The sequence below is a fragment of the Micromonospora sp. NBC_01739 genome, assembly GCF_035920385.1.
In the GTDB taxonomy this organism is placed as follows: domain Bacteria; phylum Actinomycetota; class Actinomycetes; order Mycobacteriales; family Micromonosporaceae; genus Micromonospora.
Genome location: NZ_CP109151.1, coordinates 1,976,526 through 1,999,203 on the forward strand (window position 1 = coordinate 1,976,526; position 22,678 = coordinate 1,999,203).

At 72.5% G+C, this 22,678-nt stretch carries 26 protein-coding genes; 11 read left to right on the forward strand and 15 right to left on the reverse strand.

Annotation, left to right across the window (positions count from 1 at the left end; translation table 11 throughout):
• Positions 1–55 precede the first annotated feature (55 nt).
• Both OIE53_RS08810 and OIE53_RS08815 read left to right on the forward strand, forming a co-directional pair.
• Complete coding sequence (locus OIE53_RS08810) at positions 56–667, forward strand: class I SAM-dependent methyltransferase (protein ID WP_327026097.1); 612 nt, start codon at positions 56–58, stop codon at positions 665–667.
• 23 nt (positions 668–690) lie between these two features.
• The gene (locus tag OIE53_RS08815) at positions 691–1,314 is read left to right on the forward strand and encodes a class I SAM-dependent methyltransferase (protein ID WP_327026098.1); all 624 of its coding nucleotides are present in this window, start codon (positions 691–693) and stop codon (positions 1,312–1,314) included.
• 5 nt (positions 1,315–1,319) lie between these two features.
• Here OIE53_RS08815 and OIE53_RS08820 read toward each other — a convergent pair whose 3' ends face one another.
• Both OIE53_RS08820 and OIE53_RS08825 read right to left on the reverse strand, forming a co-directional pair.
• The gene (locus OIE53_RS08820; protein ID WP_327026099.1) at positions 1,320–1,637 is read right to left on the reverse strand and encodes a hypothetical protein; all 318 of its coding nucleotides are present in this window, start codon (positions 1,635–1,637) and stop codon (positions 1,320–1,322) included.
• A gap of 183 nt (positions 1,638–1,820) precedes the next feature.
• Positions 1,821–2,792, reverse strand: coding sequence for an aldo/keto reductase (locus tag OIE53_RS08825; protein WP_327026100.1), 972 nt, complete (start codon positions 2,790–2,792; stop codon positions 1,821–1,823).
• A 54-nt stretch (positions 2,793–2,846) separates the two neighbouring features.
• Here OIE53_RS08825 and OIE53_RS08830 point away from each other — a divergent pair, with 54 nt between their 5' ends.
• The 4 genes from OIE53_RS08830 to OIE53_RS08845 all read left to right on the forward strand — a co-directional run bounded on the left by OIE53_RS08830 (position 2,847) and on the right by OIE53_RS08845 (position 5,184).
• The gene (locus OIE53_RS08830; RefSeq protein WP_327026101.1) at positions 2,847–3,212 is read left to right on the forward strand and encodes a MerR family transcriptional regulator; all 366 of its coding nucleotides are present in this window, start codon (positions 2,847–2,849) and stop codon (positions 3,210–3,212) included.
• Between the two features lie 76 nt (positions 3,213–3,288).
• Complete coding sequence (locus OIE53_RS08835; RefSeq protein WP_327026102.1) at positions 3,289–4,020, forward strand: class I SAM-dependent methyltransferase; 732 nt, start codon at positions 3,289–3,291, stop codon at positions 4,018–4,020.
• An 88-nt stretch (positions 4,021–4,108) separates the two neighbouring features.
• Positions 4,109–4,702, forward strand: coding sequence for a dihydrofolate reductase family protein (locus tag OIE53_RS08840; protein ID WP_327026103.1), 594 nt, complete (start codon positions 4,109–4,111; stop codon positions 4,700–4,702).
• Between the two features lie 32 nt (positions 4,703–4,734).
• A complete protein-coding gene (locus OIE53_RS08845; protein ID WP_327026104.1) occupies positions 4,735–5,184 on the forward strand; it encodes a GNAT family N-acetyltransferase in 450 nt (149 codons plus the stop codon).
• A 79-nt stretch (positions 5,185–5,263) separates the two neighbouring features.
• On the opposite strand, the gene OIE53_RS08850 is transcribed toward OIE53_RS08845, so the two are convergent.
• Entirely contained in the window at positions 5,264–6,169 is a 906-nt protein-coding gene (locus OIE53_RS08850) for a LysR family transcriptional regulator (protein ID WP_327026105.1), read from the reverse strand.
• 70 nt (positions 6,170–6,239) lie between these two features.
• On the opposite strand from OIE53_RS08850, the gene OIE53_RS08855 reads away from it, so the two are divergent.
• Positions 6,240–7,172, forward strand: coding sequence for a dihydrodipicolinate synthase family protein (locus tag OIE53_RS08855; protein ID WP_327026106.1), 933 nt, complete (start codon positions 6,240–6,242; stop codon positions 7,170–7,172).
• Here the strand turns inward: OIE53_RS08855 and eccB are convergent.
• On the reverse strand, positions 7,169–8,551 hold the full coding sequence (gene eccB, locus OIE53_RS08860) for a type VII secretion protein EccB (RefSeq protein ID WP_327026107.1): 1,383 nt from the start codon (positions 8,549–8,551) through the stop codon (positions 7,169–7,171). The genes OIE53_RS08855 and eccB overlap by 4 nt on opposite strands.
• Positions 8,552–8,735: 184 nt before the next feature.
• Between eccB and OIE53_RS08865 the strand changes: the two genes are divergently transcribed.
• The gene (locus OIE53_RS08865) at positions 8,736–8,912 is read left to right on the forward strand and encodes a hypothetical protein (RefSeq protein WP_327026108.1); all 177 of its coding nucleotides are present in this window, start codon (positions 8,736–8,738) and stop codon (positions 8,910–8,912) included.
• Between the two features lie 79 nt (positions 8,913–8,991).
• Here the strand turns inward: OIE53_RS08865 and OIE53_RS08870 are convergent, their stop codons facing one another.
• Positions 8,992–10,137: a fatty acid desaturase family protein gene (locus OIE53_RS08870; protein WP_327026109.1), complete on the reverse strand. Its 1,146-nt coding sequence runs from the start codon at positions 10,135–10,137 to the stop codon at positions 8,992–8,994.
• A gap of 15 nt (positions 10,138–10,152) precedes the next feature.
• Positions 10,153–11,244, reverse strand: coding sequence for a ferredoxin reductase (locus OIE53_RS08875; protein ID WP_327026110.1), 1,092 nt, complete (start codon positions 11,242–11,244; stop codon positions 10,153–10,155).
• Between the two features lie 83 nt (positions 11,245–11,327).
• On the opposite strand from OIE53_RS08875, the gene OIE53_RS08880 reads away from it, so the two are divergent.
• Positions 11,328–12,557: a PucR family transcriptional regulator gene (locus OIE53_RS08880; protein WP_327026111.1), complete on the forward strand. Its 1,230-nt coding sequence runs from the start codon at positions 11,328–11,330 to the stop codon at positions 12,555–12,557.
• A 9-nt stretch (positions 12,558–12,566) separates the two neighbouring features.
• Here the strand turns inward: OIE53_RS08880 and OIE53_RS08885 are convergent, their stop codons facing one another.
• The 9 genes from OIE53_RS08885 to OIE53_RS08925 all read right to left on the reverse strand — a co-directional run bounded on the left by OIE53_RS08885 (position 12,567) and on the right by OIE53_RS08925 (position 20,357).
• Positions 12,567–14,138, reverse strand: coding sequence for a Na+/H+ antiporter (locus tag OIE53_RS08885; protein WP_327026112.1), 1,572 nt, complete (start codon positions 14,136–14,138; stop codon positions 12,567–12,569).
• A gap of 66 nt (positions 14,139–14,204) precedes the next feature.
• Positions 14,205–14,987, reverse strand: coding sequence for an IclR family transcriptional regulator (locus tag OIE53_RS08890; RefSeq protein WP_327026113.1), 783 nt, complete (start codon positions 14,985–14,987; stop codon positions 14,205–14,207).
• Positions 14,984–15,364, reverse strand: coding sequence for a 4-carboxymuconolactone decarboxylase (gene pcaC / locus OIE53_RS08895; protein ID WP_327026114.1), 381 nt, complete (start codon positions 15,362–15,364; stop codon positions 14,984–14,986). The genes OIE53_RS08890 and pcaC overlap by 4 nt, the downstream gene beginning before the upstream one ends.
• The gene (pcaD, locus tag OIE53_RS08900) at positions 15,361–16,137 is read right to left on the reverse strand and encodes a 3-oxoadipate enol-lactonase (RefSeq protein ID WP_327026115.1); all 777 of its coding nucleotides are present in this window, start codon (positions 16,135–16,137) and stop codon (positions 15,361–15,363) included. Before pcaD ends, pcaC begins: the two co-directional genes overlap by 4 nt.
• Positions 16,134–17,474 (reverse strand): 3-carboxy-cis,cis-muconate cycloisomerase, encoded by a 1,341-nt coding sequence (gene pcaB, locus OIE53_RS08905; RefSeq protein WP_327026116.1) that lies wholly within the window; start codon positions 17,472–17,474, stop codon positions 16,134–16,136. Before pcaB ends, pcaD begins: the two co-directional genes overlap by 4 nt.
• The gene (gene pcaG / locus OIE53_RS08910) at positions 17,449–18,018 is read right to left on the reverse strand and encodes a protocatechuate 3,4-dioxygenase subunit alpha (protein ID WP_327026117.1); all 570 of its coding nucleotides are present in this window, start codon (positions 18,016–18,018) and stop codon (positions 17,449–17,451) included. Before pcaG ends, pcaB begins: the two co-directional genes overlap by 26 nt.
• On the reverse strand, positions 18,011–18,748 hold the full coding sequence (gene pcaH / locus OIE53_RS08915; protein WP_327026118.1) for a protocatechuate 3,4-dioxygenase subunit beta: 738 nt from the start codon (positions 18,746–18,748) through the stop codon (positions 18,011–18,013). The genes pcaG and pcaH overlap by 8 nt, the downstream gene beginning before the upstream one ends.
• Positions 18,749–18,774: 26 nt before the next feature.
• On the reverse strand, positions 18,775–19,542 hold the full coding sequence (locus OIE53_RS08920; RefSeq protein WP_327026119.1) for a CoA-transferase subunit beta: 768 nt from the start codon (positions 19,540–19,542) through the stop codon (positions 18,775–18,777).
• Positions 19,539–20,357, reverse strand: a complete 819-nt coding sequence (locus OIE53_RS08925) for a CoA transferase subunit A (RefSeq protein ID WP_327026120.1) — start codon at positions 20,355–20,357, stop codon at positions 19,539–19,541. The genes OIE53_RS08920 and OIE53_RS08925 overlap by 4 nt, the downstream gene beginning before the upstream one ends.
• A gap of 218 nt (positions 20,358–20,575) precedes the next feature.
• On the opposite strand from OIE53_RS08925, the gene OIE53_RS08930 reads away from it, so the two are divergent.
• Positions 20,576–21,361 carry an IclR family transcriptional regulator gene (locus tag OIE53_RS08930; protein ID WP_327026121.1) on the forward strand — a complete coding sequence of 262 codons (786 nt, stop codon included), beginning with the start codon at positions 20,576–20,578 and terminating at the stop codon, positions 21,359–21,361.
• A gap of 138 nt (positions 21,362–21,499) precedes the next feature.
• Positions 21,500–22,672, forward strand: a complete 1,173-nt coding sequence (locus OIE53_RS08935; RefSeq protein ID WP_327026122.1) for a 4-hydroxybenzoate 3-monooxygenase — start codon at positions 21,500–21,502, stop codon at positions 22,670–22,672.
• The last annotated feature ends 6 nt before the right edge of the window (positions 22,673–22,678 follow it).

The window sequence follows — 22,678 nt, forward strand, 5'->3', positions numbered from 1 at the left end:
CCTCGGGCCCGGGGCGCCGCGGGTCGAGTGGCACCACGAGGCAGAGGAGCCCCGGATGAAGCAGTCGCGGCAGGGACCCACCGGCACCGAGGGTGTGGCCTACACCGAGAGGTTGCAGCAGCTCAGCGGTGCTCGCTGGAAGCAGGTCCTGGACGTGCAGGCCCCCTACCGGTGGAACCTGCGGCGGCTGCGACTGGGCCGGACCCTGGATGTCGGCTCGGGACTCGGCCGCAACCTGATCAACCTGGGCGAGGGCGCGGTCGGGGTGGACCACAACCCGACCTCGGTGGCGCACAGCCGCGCGCTCGGTCTCCAGGCGTACACCACGGAGGAGTTCTTCGCCTCCGAGCACGCCCGGCCGGGCACCTTCGACTCCCTGCTGGCCGCGCACCTGCTGGAGCACATGCCGGCCGAGCAGGCCCGCGAGGTGGTCGCCTCCTACCTGCCCTTCGTCCGCTCCGGCGGCCGGGCGGTCTTCATCACCCCGCAGGAACGGGGGTACGACAGCGACTCCTCGCACGTCCGGTTCGTCGGTTTCGCCGAGGCCGCCGAGGACTGCCGGGCCCTGGGCCTGACCGTGCAGCGGCAGTACTCCTTCCCGTTCCCCCGGGCCGCCGGGCGGGTGTTCACCTACAACGAGTTCGTGACGGTGGCCCGACTGCCCTGACCAGCCCTGGATACGGTGGTCCGATGAGCGAGCACAGCACCGCCACGGGCCGACCGACCCGCTGGGCCACCGACACCGGGCCGGAGCACTCCCAGTGGTACGTCGACCGGTTCCGGAACCTGGCCGCCGAGGGGGCCGACCTGGCCGGTGAGGCCCGACTGGTCGACGCGCTGGTGCCGCCCCGTTCGCGGATCCTCGATGCCGGTTGCGGCACCGGCCGGGTCGGCGCCGAACTGGCCGCCCGAGGCCACACGGTCGTCGGGGTGGACGCCGACCCGGTGCTGGTCGAGGCCGCCCGCGCCGACCATCCCGGGCCGCGCTGGCTGGTGGCCGACCTGGCGGAGCTGGATCTGGCGGCGACCGGCCAGTCCGAGCCGTTCGACGGGGCCGTGCTGGCCGGCAACGTGATGACCTTCGTGGCCGCCGGCACCGAGGTGGCGGTGCTGCGCCGGGTGGCCGCCCACCTGCGCCCGGACGGGGTGATCGCGGTCGGCTTCGGCACCGACCGGGGCTATTCGCTGCGCGACTTCGACGACCATGTGGCCGCCGCCGGGCTGCACGCAGAGCACCGCTTCGCCACCTGGGACCTGCGCCCGTGGCACGAGGGCGCGGACTTCGCCGTCAGCGTGCTACGCCGCCCAGCCTGACCACGTCACGAGTCGCGGGCCGCGCCGCCCTCCTGACCGACCGCGGCCCCGCCGCGCTTCTGACCGGGTACGGCCTCGCCGCGGGACGTGCGGCCCGTCGACAGCGGGTGGATCGGGGTGATCGTCGGAAGGTAGGCGATCGCGTCGAAGCTCTCGGTCAGCGACGGCAGTTCGTAGTAGTGCTCCTCGTCGCGCTCCGCCTGGTAGAGGCCGGAGATCAGGCGGGTCCGCCAGGGCTGGTCGAGCCGGTGCGCGAGCTCGGTGGGCGGTTGGCCGTGCAGGTCGATGACCCGTTCACCGGCACCGTCGAGCAGCGCCTCCAACCGCGACCGGCCCCTGCCGGCCTGAACTCCCTGACCGGTCCGGTCGGCGGCCTCGCGGACCGGTCCGGTCGGCGGAGGTCGGCGTGGCGGCGGGACCGGTTCCCACGGGGGCAGCCGACCCGGCCCTGGCCCGAGGCACGGCCCGGTGCCGTGGGTCAGGGCCGGGTCGGCTGGGGTGGGCGGTCAGTCCGCCGAGTTCAGCCGGGCCAGGTGCGCCTCCTCGAGGGTGAGGGCGACCCCCTCCAGGGCGGTGTCCAGCTGGTGCAGTTTGCTGCCGCCGAGGATGGGTCGGATGCCCTGGCTGACCAGCCAGGCCAGCACCACCTGGCTGCGGGTGGCGCCGGTGTCCCGGGCCACCTCCTCCAGCGCCGCCAGTCGACGGGTGTTGCCCGGGTGGTCGTAGACCTGCGGGATCGGCTTGGCCGGATTGTCGTACGCCCCGGTGAGCAGCGGGGTGTAGGCCCAGACCTCCATCCGGTGGGCGCGGGCGAAGTCGAGTTGCTCGTCGCTGAGCACCCCGTGCGGGTGGACCACCCCGTCGGGTCGGGTGCCGGGGCGTACCCGCAGGTAGGTGGCGTTCAGTTGGAGGGCGTCGATCGGCAGGGTGTTCCGGGTGGCCGCGTACGCCCGGGCCCGTTCGATGCGCCAGGCCGGGTGGTTGGAGGCCCCCACCCGGCGTACGGTGCCGGCGACGACCTGCTCGGCGATCGCGTCCACTGTCTCCTCGATCGGGGTGGCCCGGTCCTCCTGGTGCAGCCAGAGCAGGTCGACCTGCTCGACCCCCAGCCGGTCCAGGCTGCCGGCGAAGGCCTCGCTGATCGCCCGGCGGCTCAGCCCCGCCCGGTGCTGCGGCCAGGAGCCCTGCCACAGGGGTTCCGCGCCGACCTTGGTGGCGATGCGTACCCGCTCCCGCACCCCGGGTCGGGCGGCGAGCCAGCGGCCGAGGACCCGCTCGCTGTCCCCGCCCCGCCCGTCCGGGCTCAGCCAGAAGGTGTAGCAGTCGGCGGTGTCGATCCATTCGCCGCCGCCTTCCACGAACCGGTCCAGCAGGGCGAAGGAGGTCTTCTCGTCCACCAGGGTGCCGAAGTTCATCGCGCCGAGCACGAGAGCGGAGACGGGCGGGCGTGGAGTCTCATCGAGGTGAGCCGAAGTCATGGGACCACGATTCAACCTGGAGTGCGCTCCAGGTCAAGCGGTACGGTCGCACGGGTGACGACGTACACCCCCGCCGAGGCCGCCCGACGCAGCGGCTTCTCCATCGACACCCTGCGGTATTACGAGCGGGAGGGCATCCTGGCACCGGTTGCGCGTACCCCCGGTGGACACCGGATCTACCGCGACAGTGACCTGTCCACCCTGGATTTCCTGCGCTGCCTGCGGGACGCGGGGATGCCCATCGAGCGGCTGCGCCGCTACGGCGAACTGTGCCGCGACCCCGACAGCGTCGCCGACCGGGTGGCCCTGCTGCGCGAACATGCCGCCGCGGTCGAGACCCAGATCGACCAGCTCCGGCTCTGGCAGGCCCGGGTCGCGGAGAAGATCGCCTGGTACGAGCAGGGACTCCAGCAGACCTGACCTCGTCGGTCGTTTCCGGTGACCTGTGCCATGTACTGCTTGCTGGTGAGTGGGTTGCGGTACTTGACTGGTCGGTATGGCGCGGATTGCATACAACGCGGCCGACGCGGCGGCCTTCGAGGTCAACCGGCACCTCACCGACGACGGTCTGGCCGCCTGGCGGGCCGCCATCGTCCGGCACCTGGACCCCCACCCGGGGATGCGGGTGCTGGACCTGGGCTCCGGCACCGGAAGCTGGGCCCGGGCCTTCCACACCTGGTGGCCCGAGGTCGAGGTGGTAGCGGTCGAGCCTTCGGCGGCGATGCGGGCCCGCAGTGTGTTCACCCCCGTCCTGGCCGGCGACGCGGAGCAGATCCCGCTGCCCGACGGCAGCATCGACGCCGGGTGGCTCTCCACCGTCATCCACCATGTTCCCGACCTGACCGCAGCCGCACAGGAGATCCGCCGGGTGCTGCGGCCCGGCGCCCCGGTGCTGATCCGGTCGGTGTTCGCCGGCCGACCCGAGGGGATCACCCTGTTCCGCTACTTCCCGGAAGCTGTCGGGGTGCTCGACACCTATCCGAGCATCGCGCAGGTCGAGGCCGCCTTCGCCGAGGCGGGCTTCGCCACCGTGGCCGTCGAGCAGGTACCCGCACTCACCGCCGCCTCCCTGCGGGAGGCCGCCGCCGGCCTGCGGCGGGAGGCGCACACCCTGCTGCAACTGATCGACGACCAGGCGTACGCCGCAGGGCTGCGACGACTGCACCGGGCCGCCCAGGTGGAGAGTGGACCGGTGATCGACGCCCTCGATCTGCTCGTGCTGCGCTGATCGCGTTTCGGGCAACCACCGGCCGGTCGATTCCACTACGGTCGTCGGCGGGCAGCAGCATGTCATCGTCATCGCCGGAAGGACCAGGATGCAGGGTCGGTTCGTGTACTGGATGAATGTCTCCCTCGACCTGCGGATCGAGTACGCCCCGGGTGAGGCGGGCGGCGGCGACTGGATGCGCATCACCGAGTCGCTGCACCGGGTCTTCAACGAGCGGGCCAGGGCGATGTCGCTGGCGGTGGAGGGACGCACCATCTACGAGACGATGGAGGCCTTCTGGCCGGCCGCCCGCCATGACGACTCGCTGCCGGACTTCCTGCGCGAGTACGGCGAGATCTGGACCTCGACGCCCAAGGTGCTGGTGTCGCGCACCCGCGAGCACGCCGAGCACAACACCCGGATCATCGGCGGGGAGGACGCCATCGCCCAGTTGGCGAAGGTACGCGCCGAGACCGAGGGTGTCATCGGGGTCGGCGGGGCCACCCTGGCCACCCAACTGCTGCGGGCCGGGCTGCTCGACGAGTTGCTGCTGTTCACCCATCCGGTCGTGCTCGGCAGCGGCCGACCGCTGTTCGACAGCCACGACGAGCCCCTGCAACTGGACCTGCTGGAACAGGCCTCCTTCGACCAGGGCGTGACGATGCACCGGTACGCCGTCCGGGGCGCCCGCCCCGCCTCGTGAGCGTCCTCCCAGCGGGCGCGACGGACCCCATCGTGATCCGTCCTGCCCGCGACAGCGACGCCGATGCCGTGGCCGAGGTGTTCCTGGCCTCCCGGGCGGCCGCCATGCCCTACCTTCCGCGACTGTACGACGACGCGCAGACCAGGGCGTGGATCGCCCAGGTGATGCTGCCGGGCAGCACCACCTGGGTGGCCGAGTCCACGACGACCGGCCAGATCCTCGGCTTCGCCGCCCTCGACGGCGACCTGCTGGAACACCTGTACCTGCGGCCGGAGGCCCGCCGGCAGGGCATCGGCACCGCCCTGCTGGCCCAGGCCCAGCAGGCCAGCCCAGGCGGTCTCAGCCTCCGCGTCTTCACCCGCAACACCGAGGCGCGGGCGTTCTACGAGCGGCACGGTTTCCGCCCGGTCGACAGCAACGACGGCAGCCGCAACGAGGAGAACGAACCCGACCTCACCTACCACTGGCCCGGCCCACGCTGACGCCCTCCCTCCTTCAGTCTGCGCGTGTTGATCAACGCTGGGTGCGGCATGGGTGGGGCCAGCGCTGGGGGTGGGATCTTCAGCTGGGTGGCGGTGCTTCGGGTAGATCGGTGGCGGCGCTGCGCAGGGCGGCGACGCTGGCGAGCACCGCGGGATGGTCGGCGGAGCCCTGGCGGTAGGCGATCCGGGTGCGGCGGCGGATGGTCAGGGGGACCAGGCGGGTGCCGGCGGGTGGTCCCTCGACGGCCAACTGGGGCACCAGGCCGACGCCCTGACCGGCGGCGACCAGGGCCAGCACGGCGGTGAAGTCGTCGGCGTGGTGGCGGACGGTGGGGCGGAATCCGGCCAGTTCACAGGCGTGCAGGGTGACCGCGTGACAGAGGGTCCCCGGGCTGCCGATGATCCAGTCGGCGTCGCGTACCGCGCGCATCGGATCGGCGGGCACCGGATCGGCGGCGGGTAGGGCCAGGAACACGGTCTCGTCCAGCAGTGGGGTCGAGTCCAGGGCCGGATCGGGGGCCACCGGCACTATGTCGTAGTCGTGCACGAGGGCTACGTCCAGGCGCCGCTCGCGCAGCGCGGCCGGCACCGCCACCGGGTCCAACTCGGTGACCAGCAGATCCAGCCCGGGGTGCTCGCGGGCCAGCTCGACCAGGGCGGGCAGCAGCAGGGGACGCACCGCGCTGGGGTACGCCCCGATGCGTACCGTGCCCAGCAGTCCACCGCGAGCGGCGGCCAGGGTGGCCTCGGCGGCCTCCAGCCCGGCGAGGATCACCTCGGTGTGCCGGACCAGTGCGGTGGCGGTGGCGGTGAGGCGTACCCCTCGACCGGCTCGTTCCAGGAGCACGACGCCGGTCTCCCGTTGCAGCGCGGCCAACTGCTGGGAGACCGCGGAGGGTGAGTAGGTGTGCGCCTCGGCGACGGCGGCGATGGTGCCGAGCCGGGCCAGGTCGCGCAGCAGACGCAGGCGACGGACGTCAAGCATCAGCTCAGCTTACGGATTGGTGGAGTAATCGGAACTGGTGCTTCATCCTGTGCGGTCACAGGCTGGTGACATGACACCGACCGGACTGTACGTACCGCTGATCACGCCCTTCGACACGCGCGGCGAGGTCGACCAGGAGGCACTGACCCGCCTGGCCGACCAGGTGCTGGCCGAGGGGGCCGAGGGTCTGGTGGCCCTCGGCACCACCGGCGAACCGCACGCGCTCAACGCCGCCGAGCAACGGACGGTGCTCGACCTCGTCGGGGCGACCTGTCGGCGGCACCGCGCCGGGTTCATGGTCGGCGCGCACACCGCCGAGGATCTGCGCGCCCTGGCCGGGCGGCCCGGCGTCACCGCGGCGCTCTGTCTGGTGCCGCCGTTCCTGCGACCCGGGGAGGAGGCGGTGCTGGCACACTTCGCCCGGCTGGCGGAGGTTTCCCCGGTGCCGTTGGTCGCCTACCACGTGCCGTACCGCACCGGGCAGACTCTCTCCGTCGGGGCGCTGCGTCGCCTAGCCGAGCTGCCGCAGGTGGTGGGGGTCAAGCACGCCGTCGGCGGCATCGACGCGGACACCATCGCCCTGCTGGCCGACCCGCCACCGGACTTCGCGGTGCTCGGCGGCGAGGACGCGTACCTCTCGCCGCTGCTGGCCCTCGGCGCACCCGGCGGCATCGTCGCCTCCGCGCACCTGGCCACCGCCGACCACGCCGCCCTGGTCACGGCCTGGCGCGAGGGGGATCTTCCCCGCGCCCGGCCGCTCGGGCACCGGCTCGCCACCCTCTCGGCGGCGCTGTTCGCCGAACCCAACCCGGCCGTCATCAAGGCCGTGTTGCACGCCCAGGGACGCATCCCGTCACCGGCACCGCGTCCACCACTGCTGCCCGCCACCGCCGAGGCCACCGCCCGAGCGCTGACGTACGCCGAGCAGCTGGCCGGGTCACGGGCCGACGCCAAGGAAGCCTGGGAGGTGGCCGCGCCACGGGCCGACGCCGAGGCAGCCTAGGAGGTTACGGCCCGGCGGGCGGCCTGGGGGTCCAGGCTCGCTCCGGCCGGGACCAGGCTGACCAGGCCCGCCGGTAGCCGGACGGGACGGGTCTGCCCGTAGCCGAGCATGGCGGAGACCTCGGGGTCGGCGAGCACGTAGCGCCGCCCCAGGTCGGTGATCACGCAGAGGGCACCGCCGGACGCCCCCGGGGTCGCCACGGCCTCTACCAGGGCCCCGCGCCCCGGCTCGACCAGCACATGATCGGCCACCGTCCGACCGGCTGTCGCCGCGACGGTGGGGGTGGCGGCGGTCAGGTCCGGCAGGGTGGCGTCCAGGCGCAGGTCTACCTCGGTCGTCTCGGCACCGACGATGGCGCAGAGCACCGGGGCGGCGGGGGCGGCCAGTCGGGGCGGCGTGCTCGGGGGCGCCTCGGGGCCGGTGGGCGCGAGGTCGGGCAGCTTAGGCAGGGCGGCGAACCGCCCCAGGCTGATCTGCTCCGGGGCCCGCTGGCCGGTCCGGGTCAGTTGCAGGGCGGCCTGCAGCTCGGTGACCCCGGCTAGTCCGTCCCGCAGCACCACGGCGTACTGGCGTCCGCCGCCGGAGTTGCTGACCAGCAGGACGTCCCCGATCCGGGAGTCGGCCACCCGGTCGGAGGGCTCCCCCAGGCCGGGCAGGGTCAGGGGGGCCAGGTCCAGCCCGGCGGGCACGGTGTTGAGCACGGCCGCAGCCACCGGGAGAGCCCGGGCCCGGGTCGTGGCCAGGGCGGCCAGCACCCGGTCGGGGTCGCGGATCAGGTGTCGGCGCTGCTGGCGTACCAGGTGCAGCCGGCCGTCCGGGTCCCGCAGGATCAGCGCCTCGTCGCCCAACGCCCGCCCGCCGGGGTCGCCGGTGCCGATCAGCAGCACCGACCGGGGATCACGCCGCCCGGTCTGCGGGCCGGTCGAGCAGACCGTCCAAGGCGCGGTGGAGAGCCGGTCGGCCGCCGGCAGGGAGTCCGGGGCGTCCGCGATGCCCAGGGGCAGCCCCCGGGGTACCCCGTCGATGGCCCGCCGCGACACGAGCACGGTCTTCGGCTGTTCGGCCCCGATGACCAGCAGGGCGGAGGTGTAGTTGGGCACCGGGTGCAGCCGGTCCTCCCGGTAGACGAACCGGGCCCCGGACTCCTTCTCCACGATGACGGCCGCGGTGTCGCGCCAGGTGGTGCCCCCACCGGTGAACAGGCCGTAGAGGGCGAAGCCGCCCAGCCCGATGACGGCCACCAGGACACTGGCCAGCCCCGCCCCGGCCAGCCGGCGAAACGGTGACTGGGCGGGGTCGGTCTCCCGCATCACCAGCGCGGCGACCACCCGTTGAAGGGTGAACTGGTACGAGTGCAGCTGGTCCTGCCGCGACGGCATCGCTTCCCTTCCGGCGAGCGGATCGGCGGACAGGATATGCGTTGCGTCGATGTCTCGCTGACCCTCAGTTGCGACAGCCCTCCCCTGCCCACCGCCGTCGTTCGGCATGAGCTGGGCCTTTGCCGGGTAGCTGACCCGGTAGGCCGTCCGGATCCAACCGGCGGCGGGTTCGGGAGGTGGAGGAATGCGCGCGCTGCTGTGGGTCGTCGGGGTGGTCGGGGGAATCATCCTGCTGCTCGGCCTGGTCCTGGAGGCCGTCCGCTGGCTGGTGATCATCGGGTTGATCGCGCTGGCCGTGGTGATCGTCCTGGCCTTCGTGCGGGGTCGCCAGTCGGCGCAGAACTACCCGAGTCGGCACTGATCAGACGGCGCTGCGGTGGCCGCGCGCTCAGCCGGGTCCAGCCCGTCGAAGCGCCGCGCCACCGCAGGCCGCATCGGGATCAGGTGCCGGCCGGAACGAGGGCCGGGGTCGGGTTTTCCTCGATGACGTCGCGCCGACGACGGTTCGGCAGGGAGAGCCGGAAGATCTTCTTCCAGGCGGAGAAGACCTGGCGGGGCAGCGAGCCGGTGACGTACTTCAGCCCGTACCGGTCGAACAGGGCCCGCACCTCCGGGGCGATCTCCTGGTAGCGGTTGCTCGGCAGGTCCGGGAAGAGGTGGTGCTCGATCTGGTACGACAGGTTGCCGGTCATGATGTGCATCAGCCGGCTGCCGCTGATGTTGGCCGAGCCGAGCATCTGCCGCAGGTACCACTCGCCGCGGGTCTCGCCCTCGATCGAGTTCTTCTCGAAGGTCTCCACCCCCTCCGGGAAGTGCCCGCACATGATCACCGCGTGGCTCCACAGGTTGCGGACCAGGTTCGCGGTGAAGTTGGCCGCCATGGTGTGGAAGAACGAGGGACCGGACAGCACCGGGAAGAGCACGTAGTCCTTGAGCACCTGGCGACGCAGCTTGCGGCCGGTGGCCTTCAGGTTGGCCCGGAACTCCGGGTTGTTCTTGTAGCTGCCGTCCTTGAGCTTCGTGCCCAGATCCAGGTCGTACGCGGCGATGCCGTACTCGAAGAAGCAGGCGTTGACGAAGTTGTAGAACGGCTGACCCAGGTGGGCCGGGTGCCAGGGCTGGTCCTCGTCGACCCGCATGATGCCGTAGCCGAGGTCGTTGTCCTTGCCGACGACGTTGGTGTAGCGGTGGTGCAGCTCGTTGTGCGACTGCTTCCACTGCTCGGCGGGGCTGACGTGGTCCCACTCCCAGGTCGTCGAGTGGATCTTCGGGTCGCGCATCCAGTCCCACTGGCCGTGCAGGATGTTGTGCCCGATCTCCATGTTCTCCAGGATCTTCGCCAGGGACAGCCCGGCGGTGCCGACGATCCACGCCGGCGGGAACAGGGAGAACAGCAGTACGACCCGGCTGCCGACCTCCAGCTTGCGCTGGGTCGAGATGACCTTGCGGATGTAGGCGGCGTCCCGCTCACCCCGGTCGGCGATCACCCGTTCCCGGATGGCGTCGAGTTCCTTGCCGAGGGTCTCGATGTCCTCGGCGCTGAGGTGCGCGATCGGGTTGACGGCTTTCTTCTGGATGACGGTCACGTCGACGTTCTCCGATCAAATTTCGAGTTCACAGGCGCCGGCCGCGGCCGACACGCAGGTCTGCACGCGTACGCCGTCGCCCGGCAGGGCGGTGGTGAGCTGCCCGTTACGCAGGTCACGGACCGCGCCTTGGCGCATCGGCAGCACACAGCCGTAACAGATACCCATCCGGCAGCCTGAGGGCATCAGAACGCCGGCGTTTTCTCCGGCGTCGAGCAGAGGCGTGGCGCCGTCGGCCTCGATGGTGACCGACGAGCGGGTGAAGGTGACCGTGCCGCCGTCACCGGCGGTGATGATGGTCGGTCGGAAGCGTTCGGTGTGCAGCCGGTCGGTGGCGCCCCGCGCGGCCCAGTGCTGCTCGACCGCGTCCAGCAGACCGATCGGGCCGCAGGCCCAGGTCTCGCGTTCGCAGTGGTCCGGCACCAGGGTGTCGAGTTCGGCCACCTCCAGCAGGCCGTCGACGGAGGTGTGCCGCTCCACCAGCCGGATGGCGCCGTTGGCGGCCAGCTCCCGCAGTTCCGCGCCGAACACCACGTCGGCCGAGGTCGGCGCGGAGTGGATCAGCACCACGTCGCTGCCGGTGAGGGCACCGCTGCGCAGCATCCCGGCGACCGGGGTGATGCCGCTGCCGGCGGTCAGGAACAACACCCGCGACGGCGCCGACTGAGGCAGGACGAAGTCACCGGTCGCCTGGTCGAGCTGCACGATGGTGCCGGGACGGACCCGTCGCACCAGGAAGTTGCTGACCACCCCGTCGGGGATGGCCTTGACCGTCACCGAGATGGGATCGGTCCGTCCGCCGGGCGGGGAGGTCACCGAGTAGGCCCGCCACTGGCGTACCCCGTCGACGTCGACCCCGAGGCGGATGTACTGGCCCGGCTGGTGGCCGCGCCAGCTACGGCCGGGCTGGATCACCACGGTCGCCGCGTCCGGGGTCTCCGGACGGACCTCGACGATGCGTCCGCGCAGGTCGGCGCCGGCCCGCAGCGGGGCGACCATGTCCAGGTAGTCTGCGGGCAGTACCGGGGTGGTAACCGTCTCGGCGAGCCGCATCAGGCGGCGCCGGAAGGATCCCTTCGTGCCCGGTGGTGGAGCGGTGGCGGCCATACAACGATCGTCGCGGCCCGCTGGCATAAAATCTTGGCCAGCGAAGGTAAAGCACTCCATCCCTTTTGTGCGGGGAGAACAACGTGGCGGAGAACTCCGGAACCACTGATCGGGTCGCCCGCCTGGCACTTGAGCGGCGGGTCGCCCGTGAACTGGTCGACCGGTTACCGTTGGTAGCCGCGCAGACGGTAAGCGCGATCACGGCCGAGGTGCCGAGCTATTCCGGCACCCTGACCGGCCAGATGCGGGACAAGATCGAGAACGCCGTGCAGATCGCGCTGGGCACCTTCCTGCAACTGCTGGAACGTCCGCACGCCGGTGCGGCCAGCACTCCCCTGGTGCCGGCCCTGGAGGCGGCGTACGCGCTGGGCAGCGGGGAGGCCCGCTCCGGTCGCAGCGTGGACGCCCTGCTGGCCGCCTACCGGATCGGGGCCCGGGTCTCCTGGCGGGAGATGGCCGCGGCCACGGTCTCGCTGGGGCTGCCGGCGGCCACGGTAGCGGAGTTCGCCGAGCTGATGTTCGCCTACATCGACGAACTCTCCGCAGCCAGCGTGGCCGGGCACGCCGACGAGTTGGCCAGCGCCGGCCGGGCCCAGCGCCGCAACCTGGAACGACTGGCCCAGCAGTTGCTCGCCGGGGAGCCGCAGGAGGTGCTGCTGCGCAGCGCCGAGCGGGCGAACTGGCCCGTCCCGGAGACCCTCACGGTGGTGCTGCTGCCGCAGGCGAAGCTGCGCGGCGCCCTGGCGCTGCTGGGCGAGCACACCCTGGAGAGCAGCGAGGAGTTGCCCGCCGGTGAGGCCGGTGAGGAGACCGTCGTGCTGCTGGTGCCGAACATGCACGGTGACCGGCGCCGTCAACTCGCCCGGATGCTGCACGGCCGCCGTGCGGTGCTCGGCCCGGCCCGCCCGTGGGCGCAGGCCAATTCCTCCTACCGCCGGGTGGTACGGGTGCTCGATCTGGGTATCGCCCCACCCACCGAGGGGGACCCCCTGGACACCGAGCGGCACCTGGCCGAGTTGCTGCTCAGCGCCGACGCCGAGGCCCTGGCGGACCTGCGGGCCCGGGTCCTGCAACCGCTGGCGGAACTGCCCGCGGCCACCGCGGAACGGCTCACCGAGACGTTGCGCTCCTGGTTGCTGCACCAGGGGCGACGCGACGACATCGCCGCCGACCTGTTCGTGCATCCCCAGACGGTGCGCTACCGGATGGGGCAGCTGCGTCAGCTTTTCGGCGAACGGCTGACCGACCCGCGTAGCCTGCTGGACCTCACGGTCGCGTTGGCCCTGCCGGGGGCGACCACCCCCGCCGGCTGACCGGGCGCATCACTCCAGGTTCCGGGGTCCGAGCAGCCGGATCTCCTCGACATCCAGCCGCGCCTCCAGCTCCCGCTGTACGGCGTCGTCGATCTGCCGGCGGTCCCGCAGTCGAGTGATCTCGCGTCGCTTGTGATCGAGCACCGCCAGGCGCAACTGGCGCTCGGTCTCCCGGGCCGCCGCCGTGTCGTCCTGCTGGTCGGCATCGAGCAGGTCCAGGTGGTTCTCGTACTCGTCGCGGATCCGTCGCACGGTGTCCGGGTCGGCCCCGACCCGGTCGGCGATGTCCGGCAGGGCGTGCAGGGTCTGCCGGATGGCGTGGCTCTGTGCCTGCCGTTTCTCGTCGGCGTGGTCCGAATCCGGGGTCAGCTTGGCCCAGCTCATCAGCAGCGGCAGGGTGGTGCCCTGGACCAGCATGGTCAACAGGATGACCACGGCGACGCAGAAGATGATCAGGTCTCGGTCCGGGACCGGTCGGCCGTCGATGTTCAGTGGAACCGCCAACGCCGCCGCCAGGGAGACCGCACCCCGGAACCCGGCCCAGCCGGCCACCGTACGGATCCGCCAGTTGACCCGCCGTTCCCGGCCGACCCGACGCCGGTCCACCAGGCGCGTCACCCCGGCGGTCAGGTGCAGCCAGAGCATGCGGACCACCACCAGCACCACGGCCACCACGGCCGCGATGACGATCGCCCGGGTCAGCGCCAGGCTGGTGACCTCGCGTACCACCCGGGGGATCTGGAGCCCCACCAGCACGAACAGCCCGCCGTTGATGAGGAAGGTGGTCAGGTCCCAGAAGGACAGGGCCAGCACCCGGGACCGGGCCCGGATCACCCGGGGGCTGGCGTAGGCCAGCAGCAGCCCGGACACCACCACCGCCAGCACCCCGCTCTCGTGGATGGCCTCGGCGAGGAAGAAGGCCGTGAAGGGGGTCAGGACGCTCAGCGCCCCCTCCCGCAGCGGATCGTCGAGCCGTTTCCGGATCGCGATCACCACGACCCCGACCAGGGCCCCGGCCGCGATGCCGCCGAGGAAGGACAGGCCGATGCGTTCGACCAGTTCCAGGGCGTTCGGTGCGGTCCCGCCGCCGAGCAGACCGAGGGCGACCGCGAACAGCACCAGGGCCGTACCGTCGTTGATCAGGCTCTCGGTGTGCAGGGTGGTGAGCAGCCGCCGGGGCATCCGCTTGGCCAGCCCGGCCACGGCCGCCGCGTCGGTCGGGGCCAGCACCGCCCCGAGCACCCAGGCCACCGCCGGGTCTACCCCGAACCGCTGCACGACCAGGGACACCGCCACCATGGTGACCCCGACCAGCCCGACCGCCAGGGCGGCGATCACCACGATGTTCGCCCGCACCTCCCGCAGGCTGGTGGTCAGGCTCTCCCGGTACAGGATGGCCGGCAGGAACATCAGCAGCACCACCTCCGGCGCGAGCGTCACCCGCGCGAAGGGCGGCAGCAGGGCCAGCAGGGCACCGAAGCTGATCAGCAGGACCGGTGGGGCTACCCGGTACCGGCCACCGATGGTCGTACCGACCAGCACGGTGGCCCCGAGGATGATGGCCAGCAGCACCTCGTGCATGTCGCCCCCGTTCGTCGCCCACCACATGGTGGTACGCGCCGGGGGCTCACCGGGTCGATTCGCCGGCTACCGGCGGGAGCCGGCGGCCAGGTCCTCCTCGATCCGCCGGGCGGTGGCCAGCAGGGGTGCCAGCAGTTCCCGGCGGATGGCGTCGAAGGTGCCGCGGCTGGCGTGGGCGGAGACGTTCACCGCGGCGATCACCGCGCCGTCCTCGCGATGGATCGGGGCGGCCAGGGACCGCAGCCCCTCCTCCAGTTCCTGGTCGACGATGGCGTACCCCTGGCCGGCGATCCGGTTCAGGGCGGTACGCAGCTTCGCCGGGTCGGTGATGGTGCGCCGGGTCAACTGGCGCAGCTGCGCGGTGGCCAGGTAGTGGTCCAGCCACTCGGTCGGCTGGGCGGCCAGCAGCACCCGCCCCATCGAGGTGGCGTACGCCGGGAATCGGGTGCCGACACTGATCCCGACCGTCATGATCCGTTTCGTCGGTACCCGGGCGACGTAGACCACCTCGTCGCCGTCCAGGACGGAGACCGAGCAGGACTCGTGTACCTCGGCGACCAGGGCCTCCATGTGGGGCTGGGCCACCTCCGGCAGGCTCAGGCTGGACAGGTAGGCGTAGCCGAGGTCGAGGATGCGCGGGCGCAGGGCGAACAGTCGCCCGTCGGTGTGCATGTAACCCAACTCGACCAGGGTGAGCAGGAACCGGCGGGCGGCGGCCCGGGTCAGTCCGGTGGCCCGGGCCACCTCGCTGAGGGTGAGTTGCGGGTGTTCGGCGTCGAAGGCGCGGATCACGGCCAGGCCCCGTTCCAGGGACTGGACGAACTCCCCCGATCGCGCCGCGTCGGTCACTGGGCCTCCTGCCGCAGGGTTTCCTGAGCCACCTTGAACGCCCGGTTCGCGGCCGGCACGCCAGCGTAGACGCCCACCTGGAGCAGCACCTCGCCGACCTCCTGGGGGGTCAGTCCGTTACGCAACGCCGCCCGGACGTGCATCGCCAGTTCCTCGTCATGATGCAGGGTGGCGAGCACGGCCAGGGTGATGCAGCTTCGGGTACGCCGATCCAGACCCGGCCGGGTCCAGATCTCACCCCAGGCGTAGCGGGTGATCAGGTCCTGGAAGTCGGCCGTGAACTCGTCGGTGTTGGCGATCGCCCGGTCGACGTGCGCGTCGCCGAGCACCTGCCGCCGTACGGCCATGCCGGCCTCGTGTCGCTGCTGGTCGTTCACGGGTTCCTCCCGCCCTCCGGCGTGAAGTGGGTGCCGAGCAGCCGGGCCACGACGGCGGGCTGTTCGACATTGGCCAGGTGGGCGGCATCGTCCAGGACGACCAGCCGGGCGGACGGGATCCGGGCGGCGAGGTCCGCGGCGTGCTCGGGTGGGGTGGCCGGGTCCTCGGCGGCGCCGATCACCAGGGTGGGTGCGAGTACCCCCGCCAGGTCGGCCCGCAGGTCCATCGCGGCGATGGCCTCGCAGCAGGCGGCGTAGCCGGCCGCCGGGGTGGCGGTCAGCATGGCCCGGTGGTCGGCGACCGTGTCGGGTCGGGCGGCGGCGAAGCCCGGGGTGAACCAGCGGGACACTACCGGGTCGACGATGTCGCCGAACCCGCCGGCCCGGACGGTCTCCGCCCGGGACCGCCACCCCTGCGCCGGGGGCAGGAAGGCCGAGGTGCAGAGCAGGGCCAGCCGGTCGATCCGGTCGGGGGCGTGCGCGGCCAGCCACATCCCGACCATGCCGCCGAGGGAGAGCCCGGCATAGTGCGCGGAGACGACCCCCAGGTCGTCCAGCAGCTCCAGCACCGCCCGGCCGAGCAGGTCGATGGTGTACGGCCCGGGGGGCACCGGGGAACGGCCGTGACCCAGGTGGTCGTAGCGGACCACCCGGAACCGGGCCGCCAGCGCGGCCACCTGGGGTTGCCACATGGCACCGGTGGTGCCCAGGGAACTGCCCAGCAGCAGCACCGGCGCCTCGGGCGGCCCGTCGATGGTGGCGTGCAACCTCATCCGCTCCCCCCTTCATGGATCGCCAGGGCACGGTCCACGAGTTCGGCGGCGCAGCCGAGCCACCCGGCCGGATCCAGCGCGGCGTCCAGATCGGCCTCGGACAGGTGGGCGGTCACCTCCGGGTCGGCCAGCAGGGCCTCCCGGAAGCCGGTGCCGGTGGTGGCGCGGGCGACCACCTGGTGTGCGGTGGCCCGGCCCAGGGCCGGGGCCAGGCGGGTGGCGACGGCCTCGGCCAGCAGCAGGCCACCGGTGGCGTCCAGGTTGGCCCGCATCCGCTGCGGGTCCACCCGCAGGTCGGTCAGCATCCGGGCGGTACGGGCGGCCGCCCCGCCGGCCAGGTGCACCAGGTCCAGCAGGGGTTCCCATTCGGCGTGCCAGCCGCCGGTGGCCCGTTCGTGTTCCTGCCCGGCGGCGGCGAACAGGGTGCCCACGAGTCCGGGACCCCGCCGGGCGGCGGCTGCTACCAGCACGGAGTCGACCGGGTTGCGTTTGTGCGGCATGGCCGAGGAGCCCCCGCGTCCCGCCCCACCCTCGGTCACCTCACCGATCTCGGTCTGGGCCAGCAGGCCGACATCCAGGGCGATCTTGCCGGTGGCCGCCAGTAGCCCGCCGAGGGCGGCGGCCAGGTCGAGCACGGGCTGTCGGCGGGTGTGCCAGGGCAGCGGGCTGGCCGCCAGGCCCAGGTGGGCGGCGAACCGGTCCGCCACCGCCAGGCCGGTCGACCCGTACCCGGCCAGGGTGCCCACCGCACCGCCGAGTTGCGCCGGCAGGGCGGCGCACGCCTGGGCCACCCGGTCCCGGGCCTGGTGCAGGCCGAGCAGCCAGCCGGCGGCCTTGAGTCCGAAGGTGGTCGGGGCGGCCTGCTGGCCCAGGGTGCGGGCCACCATGAGGGTGTCGCGGTGGGCCCGGGCCAGGTCGGCGGCGGCGCCTGCGGCGGTGTCGACCTGACCCAGCAGGGGTACGGCGGCCCGGGTCACCACCAGGGCCAGGGCGCTGTCGAGGATGTCCTGGCTGGTCGCGCCGTGGTGCACCCAGGGGCGGGCCGAAGGCGACACGGCCTCGGTCAGCCGGCGGACCAGGGGGACCACCGGGTTGCCGGCGGCCTCGGCGGCCGCGCCGAGGGCCGCCGGGTCGTACCGGTCGGCCTGGCAGTGCCCAGCGATCTCCTCGGCTACCGGTACGGGCAGCAGACCGGCCTCGGCACCGGCTCGGGCCAGGGCGGCCTCGGCGTCCAGCAGGGCCTGCAACAGGTGCCGGTCGTCGAGTTCGGCGTCGACCTCGACCGCGCCGGACAGCCCGCGCAGCAGGGCCTCAGACGGCGAAGAAGACGGTCTCATGCTCTCCCTGCAAGCGGATGTCGAACCGGTAGCCGTCCGGGGCCGGCCGGGCCACGAGGGTGTCGCGGCGGGCGGCCTCGACCGTACGCAGCACCGGGTCGGTGGCGTTGGCCGACTCGTCCGGGAAGTAGATCCGGGTGACCAGGCGGTGCAGCAGCCCTCGGCCGAACACCGACAGGTTCAGGTGCGGGGCCTCGATCTCGCCCTCGGGGGTGGGCAGGGGTCCGGGCCGTACGGTGTGCAGGGCGTAGCAGCCCTCGGCGTCGGTGTCGGCCCGGCCGAAGCCCCGGAAGCCGGGCAGGGTGGCCGCTCGGGGACCGCGCGGGTCGTCGGGGTGGTCGAATTGCCCCTCCGGGTCGGCCTGCCAACTCTCCACCATCGCGTCGACCACCGGGGCGCCGTTGCCGTCGGTGATCCGGCCCCGGATCCAGCAGGCCCCCGGGGTGCCCTCCGGCACCACGTACGGGCCGTCGGGCCAGCTCAGACCGATGTGCAGGTACGGCCCCACGGTCTGGGCGGGCGTCACGCCCAGGCGGTCACTCATCGTCGTCCTCGTCCTCGAAGGGGGTGGCCTCCCGGCCCCGCAGCACGATGTCGAACCGGTAGGCCAGGGCCCACTCCGGTCGGGTGGCGGTGTGGTCGTAGCGGGCCACCATCCGCTCCCGGGCCTGCGGGTCACGCACCGAGTTGAAGATCGGGTCCTGGGAGAACAGCGGGTCGCCCGGGAAGTACATCTGGGTCACCAGGCGCTGGGTGAAGGCCCGGCCGAACAGCGAGAAGTGGATGTGTGCCGGCCGCCAGGCGTTGTCGTGGTTGCGCCAGGGGTACGCCCCGGGCTGCACGGTGACGAACTCGTACCGTCCCTGGTCGTCGGTGAGGGCCCGCCCGACCCCGGTGAAGTGGGGGTCCAGGGGGGCCGGCCAGTTGTCGACGGCGTGCCGGTAGCGGCCGGCGGCGTTGGCCTGCCAGATCTCCACCAGGGTGTGCGGTACGGCCCGGCCGTCGCCGTCGAGGACCCGACCGTGCACGATGATCCGCTGCCCCTGGGGCTCGCCGTCGTGCTGCCGGGTCAGGTCGTGGTCGAGTTCGCCGAGGCGACCCTCGCCGAGCAGCGGGCCGGTGATCTCGGTGAGCCGCTGCGGCAGGTAGATCAACGGCTGGCTTGGGGCCCGGCTGACGGTGGACTTGTAGCCGGGGCTGAGCAGTGGGGGGTGGGCCTCGACGTCGTCGCGCCGGTAGTCGGGCAGCAGCAGCGCCGGGGTGGTCTCGTTCATGGATGTCCCTTCCGGGGGCCGGCGCATCAGTGCGGGGCCTTCTTGGTCGCTTCCAGGGCGCGCAGCACGGTGAGTTCCGCCGCGGTGGGCGGCTCGCCGACGGTCACCTCCTCGGCGACGGCCAACGGCCAGCCGGTCGCCGCCCGGACCTGGTCGACCGTGACACCGGGATGCAACCGGGTGAGGGTGAGTTCGCAGGTCACCGGGTCGGCGGTCAGCACACCCAGGTCGGTGATGACGGTCTTCGGGCCGCCGCCGCGCAGGCCCAGCCGCTCCCGGTCGCTCGGACCGGTGCCGTAGCCGACCGAGGTGACGAAGTCGACCCGGTCGATGAAGGTACGCAGGCTCTGCCGGACGATGACCACCACCTCGCCGCAGGAGGCGGCGATCTCCGGAGCGCCACCGGCACCGGGCAGGCGTACCTTCGGGTCGGTGTAGTCGCCGCCGATGACGGTGGTGTTGATGTTGCCGTACCGGTCGAGTTGGGCGGCGCCGAGGAAACCCACGTCGATGCGGCCGGGTTGCAACCAGTAGTTGAAGACCTCCGGCACGGAGACCACCGCGTCGGCGGTGTCGGCGAGCACCCCGTCGCCGATGGACAGCGGCAGCCGGTCGGGCTTGGCGCCCAGGCAGCCCGACTCGTAGATGAGCACGAGGTTCGGGGCGTGGGTGACCCGGGCCAGGTTGGCCGCCGTGCTGGGCAGGCCGATGCCGACGAAGCAGGCGGTGCCGTCGCGCAACTGGCGGGCGGCGGCCACGGTCATCATCTCGTCGGCGGTGTAGTCGGGGCTCACGCCGGTACCTCCGCATCGAGCACGTGCCGGGCGATCCACTCCTGAAAGCCGGCCCGCTCCCGGCTGATCGCGTCCCAGGCCAGGTAGAAGTCGTTGTCCCGGACCGAATAACCCTGGGTGTACGAGGGGTGGGCTCCGCCGGGCACGTGTGCCACCGCGGTGACCGCCCAGCCGGGCAGGATCACCTGCCCGGGTACCGGCTCCAGGTCGTCGACGATCTCCTCGACGGTGACCAGCGACCGCCGGGCGGCCAGGACGGCCTCCTTCTGTACCCCGGTGATGCCCCACATCTGCACGTTGCCGGCCCGGTCGGCGCGTTGGGCGTGCACCACTGTCACATCCGGTCGCAGGGCGGCCACCGCGGTCAGGGTCTCCCCGGTGAAGGGGCATTCGATCGGGCGGATGTTGGCGGTGTGTCGGGGCAGGTCGGTGCCGGTGTAGCCGCGCAGCACCGCGAAGGGCAGGCCGCTGGCACCGGCGACGTACCGGTTGGCCATCCCGGCGTGGCTGTGTTCCTCCAACTCCAGCGGCACCGGCCAGGAGTTCTGCACGGCGTCGCGGAACCGGTGCAGGGAACCGACCCCGGGGTTACCGCCCCAGGAGAAGACCAGCCGACGGGCGCAGCCGGCCCCGATCAACTTGTCGTAGATGACGTCCGGGGTCATCCGGACCAGGGTCAGGTCGCGTCGCCGCTGCCGGATGATCTCGTGGCCGGCGGCGAAGGGGATGAGGTGGGTGAATCCCTCCAGAGCCACCATGTCCCCGTCGCGGATCAGGTCCGCCACCCCCTCGGCCAGCGAGACGAGCTTCGCCATCAGCTTCCGCCCTCGTTGAGGTCCAGGCCCGCCGCCGAGTGTTCGGCATGCGGACTCGCGTACACATCTCGAACGTAGTGGCCCGAGCCGAGGTCCGTCAACGCGCCGGACAACGGTGCGCGGATGCCCGCCGGCGTGACGTTGACTAAGCCGAGGGCACGTGCCATGTTCTGCAAGAGAACAACCGTTCGGCTTCCGAACAGCTCCGGGAGGCAGCGATGGCGGGCGGCAGCCGCTCCCCCGGCGCCTCGGTGACCTCACGGGTGCTGGCCGTGCTCGGCGCCTTCGACGCCACCCATCCGGCGTTGACCCTCAGCGACATCGCCCGGCGTAGCGGCCTGCCGCTGGCCACCACCCACCGGCTGGTCGCCGAACTGGTCAGCGGCCGGGCCCTGTCGCGCGCCGCCGACGGCAGCTACCGCATCGGGGTACGGCTGTGGGAGATCGGGCTGCTCTCCCCGCTGCACGGCCAACTCCGCGAGGTGGCCCTGCCCTACCTGCAGGAGCTGTACACCACCGTGCAGGAGAACGTGCACCTGGCGGTCCGGGACGGCGACGAGGCCCTGTACGTGGAGAAGGTCACCGGCCATCGGGCGGTGCCGACCGTCTCCCGGGCCGGGGGCCGCCTGCCGCTGCACGCCACCGGGGTCGGCAAGGCCCTGCTGGCGTACGCCCCGCCGGAGGTGATCGCCGCCCACCTGCGGGGGCCGTTGCGCCGCTGCACCCCGTACACCATCACCGAGCCGGGTCGGCTGGCTCGGGAGCTGGCCGCCGTCCGCGAACGCGGCTGGGCGCGGACCCACGAGGAGATGACCCTGGGTTCCTGCTCGGTCGCGGTCGCGGTGCGGGGGCCCGACGGCACGGCCCTGGCCGCCATCGGGGTGGTCGGGCACAGCCTCGGTGGGGGGCCGCAGCGGCTGGTCCCGGCGCTGCGGGCGGCGGCCGACCAGGTGGCGGCCCGACTGGCCGACGAACCGCCCGCGACCCAGCGCGCCACCGCCTGATCCCGGCGCAGGGAGCCGGTACGGCGGAGATCAGCCTTCCACTGGGCGGAAACCGACAGCGGCGGCCCGGGTCGGCAGCGGGCAGGCTGAGGGCGGTGGGAGACGGCGACGAGGTCGCCGACGATCAAGGAGGCACGGATGCGTACCCAGGTCGGCATCGTCGGAGCGGGACCGGCCGGTCTCATGCTGTCGCACCTGCTGCACCGGCGCGGCATCTCCTCGGTGGTGCTGGAGAGCCGCAGCCGGGAGTACGTGGAACACCGGGTCCGCGCCGGGGTGCTCGAACAGGGCTCGGTCGACCTGCTGCGCGCCACCGACCTGGGGGCCCGGCTGGACCGGGAGGGCCTGCGGCACGAGGGCATCGAACTGCGCTTCGCCGGGGAGTCCCACCGGGTGGCGATGACCGACCTGACCGGCCGGGCGATCACCGTGTACGGGCAGCAGGAGGTGGTCAAGGACCTGATCGCCGCCCGGCTGGCCGCCAGGGGCACGATCCTGTTCTCCGCCGAGGCGACCGGCCTGTCCGGCCTGGATTCGCCCGCGCCGGTGGTGCACTACCGGCACGAGGGGCGCGAGGAGGAACTGCACTGCGAGTTCGTGGTCGGCTGCGACGGCTTCCACGGGGTCAGCCGGGCGGCCGTGCCGGAGGGGGTGCTGCACACCTACGAGCGCACCTACCCCTTCGCCTGGCTGGGCGTCCTCGCCGCCGCCGCACCCGCGGTCGAGGAACTCATCTACGCCCACCACGAACGGGGCTTCGCCCTCTACAGCATGCGGTCACCGCAGATCTCCCGGCTGTACCTCCAGGTCCCGGCCGAGGAGGACATCGCCGACTGGCCGGACGAGCGGATCTGGGCCGAGCTGCGGACCCGGCTGGAGACCGTGCCGGGCTGGACCCTCAACGAGGGCCCGATCCTGGAAAAGGCGATCACCCCGCTACGCAGCTTCGTGGTCGAGCCGATGCAGTGGCAACGGCTGTACCTCGCCGGGGACGCCGTGCACATCGTGCCCCCCACCGGCGCCAAGGGGATGAACCTGGCCCTGGCCGACGTGGCGCTGCTCGGGGACGCCTTCGCCGCCTGGTACGCCGAGGGTCGCACCGACCTGCTGGACGACTACTCGCGTACCGCCCTGCGCCGGGTCTGGCGGGCCCAGCAGTTCTCCTGGTGGATGACCTCGATGCTGCACCGCCTCAACGCCGACGACCCGTACGAGGCGAAACTCCAGGAGGCCAACCTGCGCTACCTGACCACCTCCCCCGCGTACGCCACCAGCCTGGCCGAGAACTACGTCGGGCTGGCGGAGGTGTGACGGCCG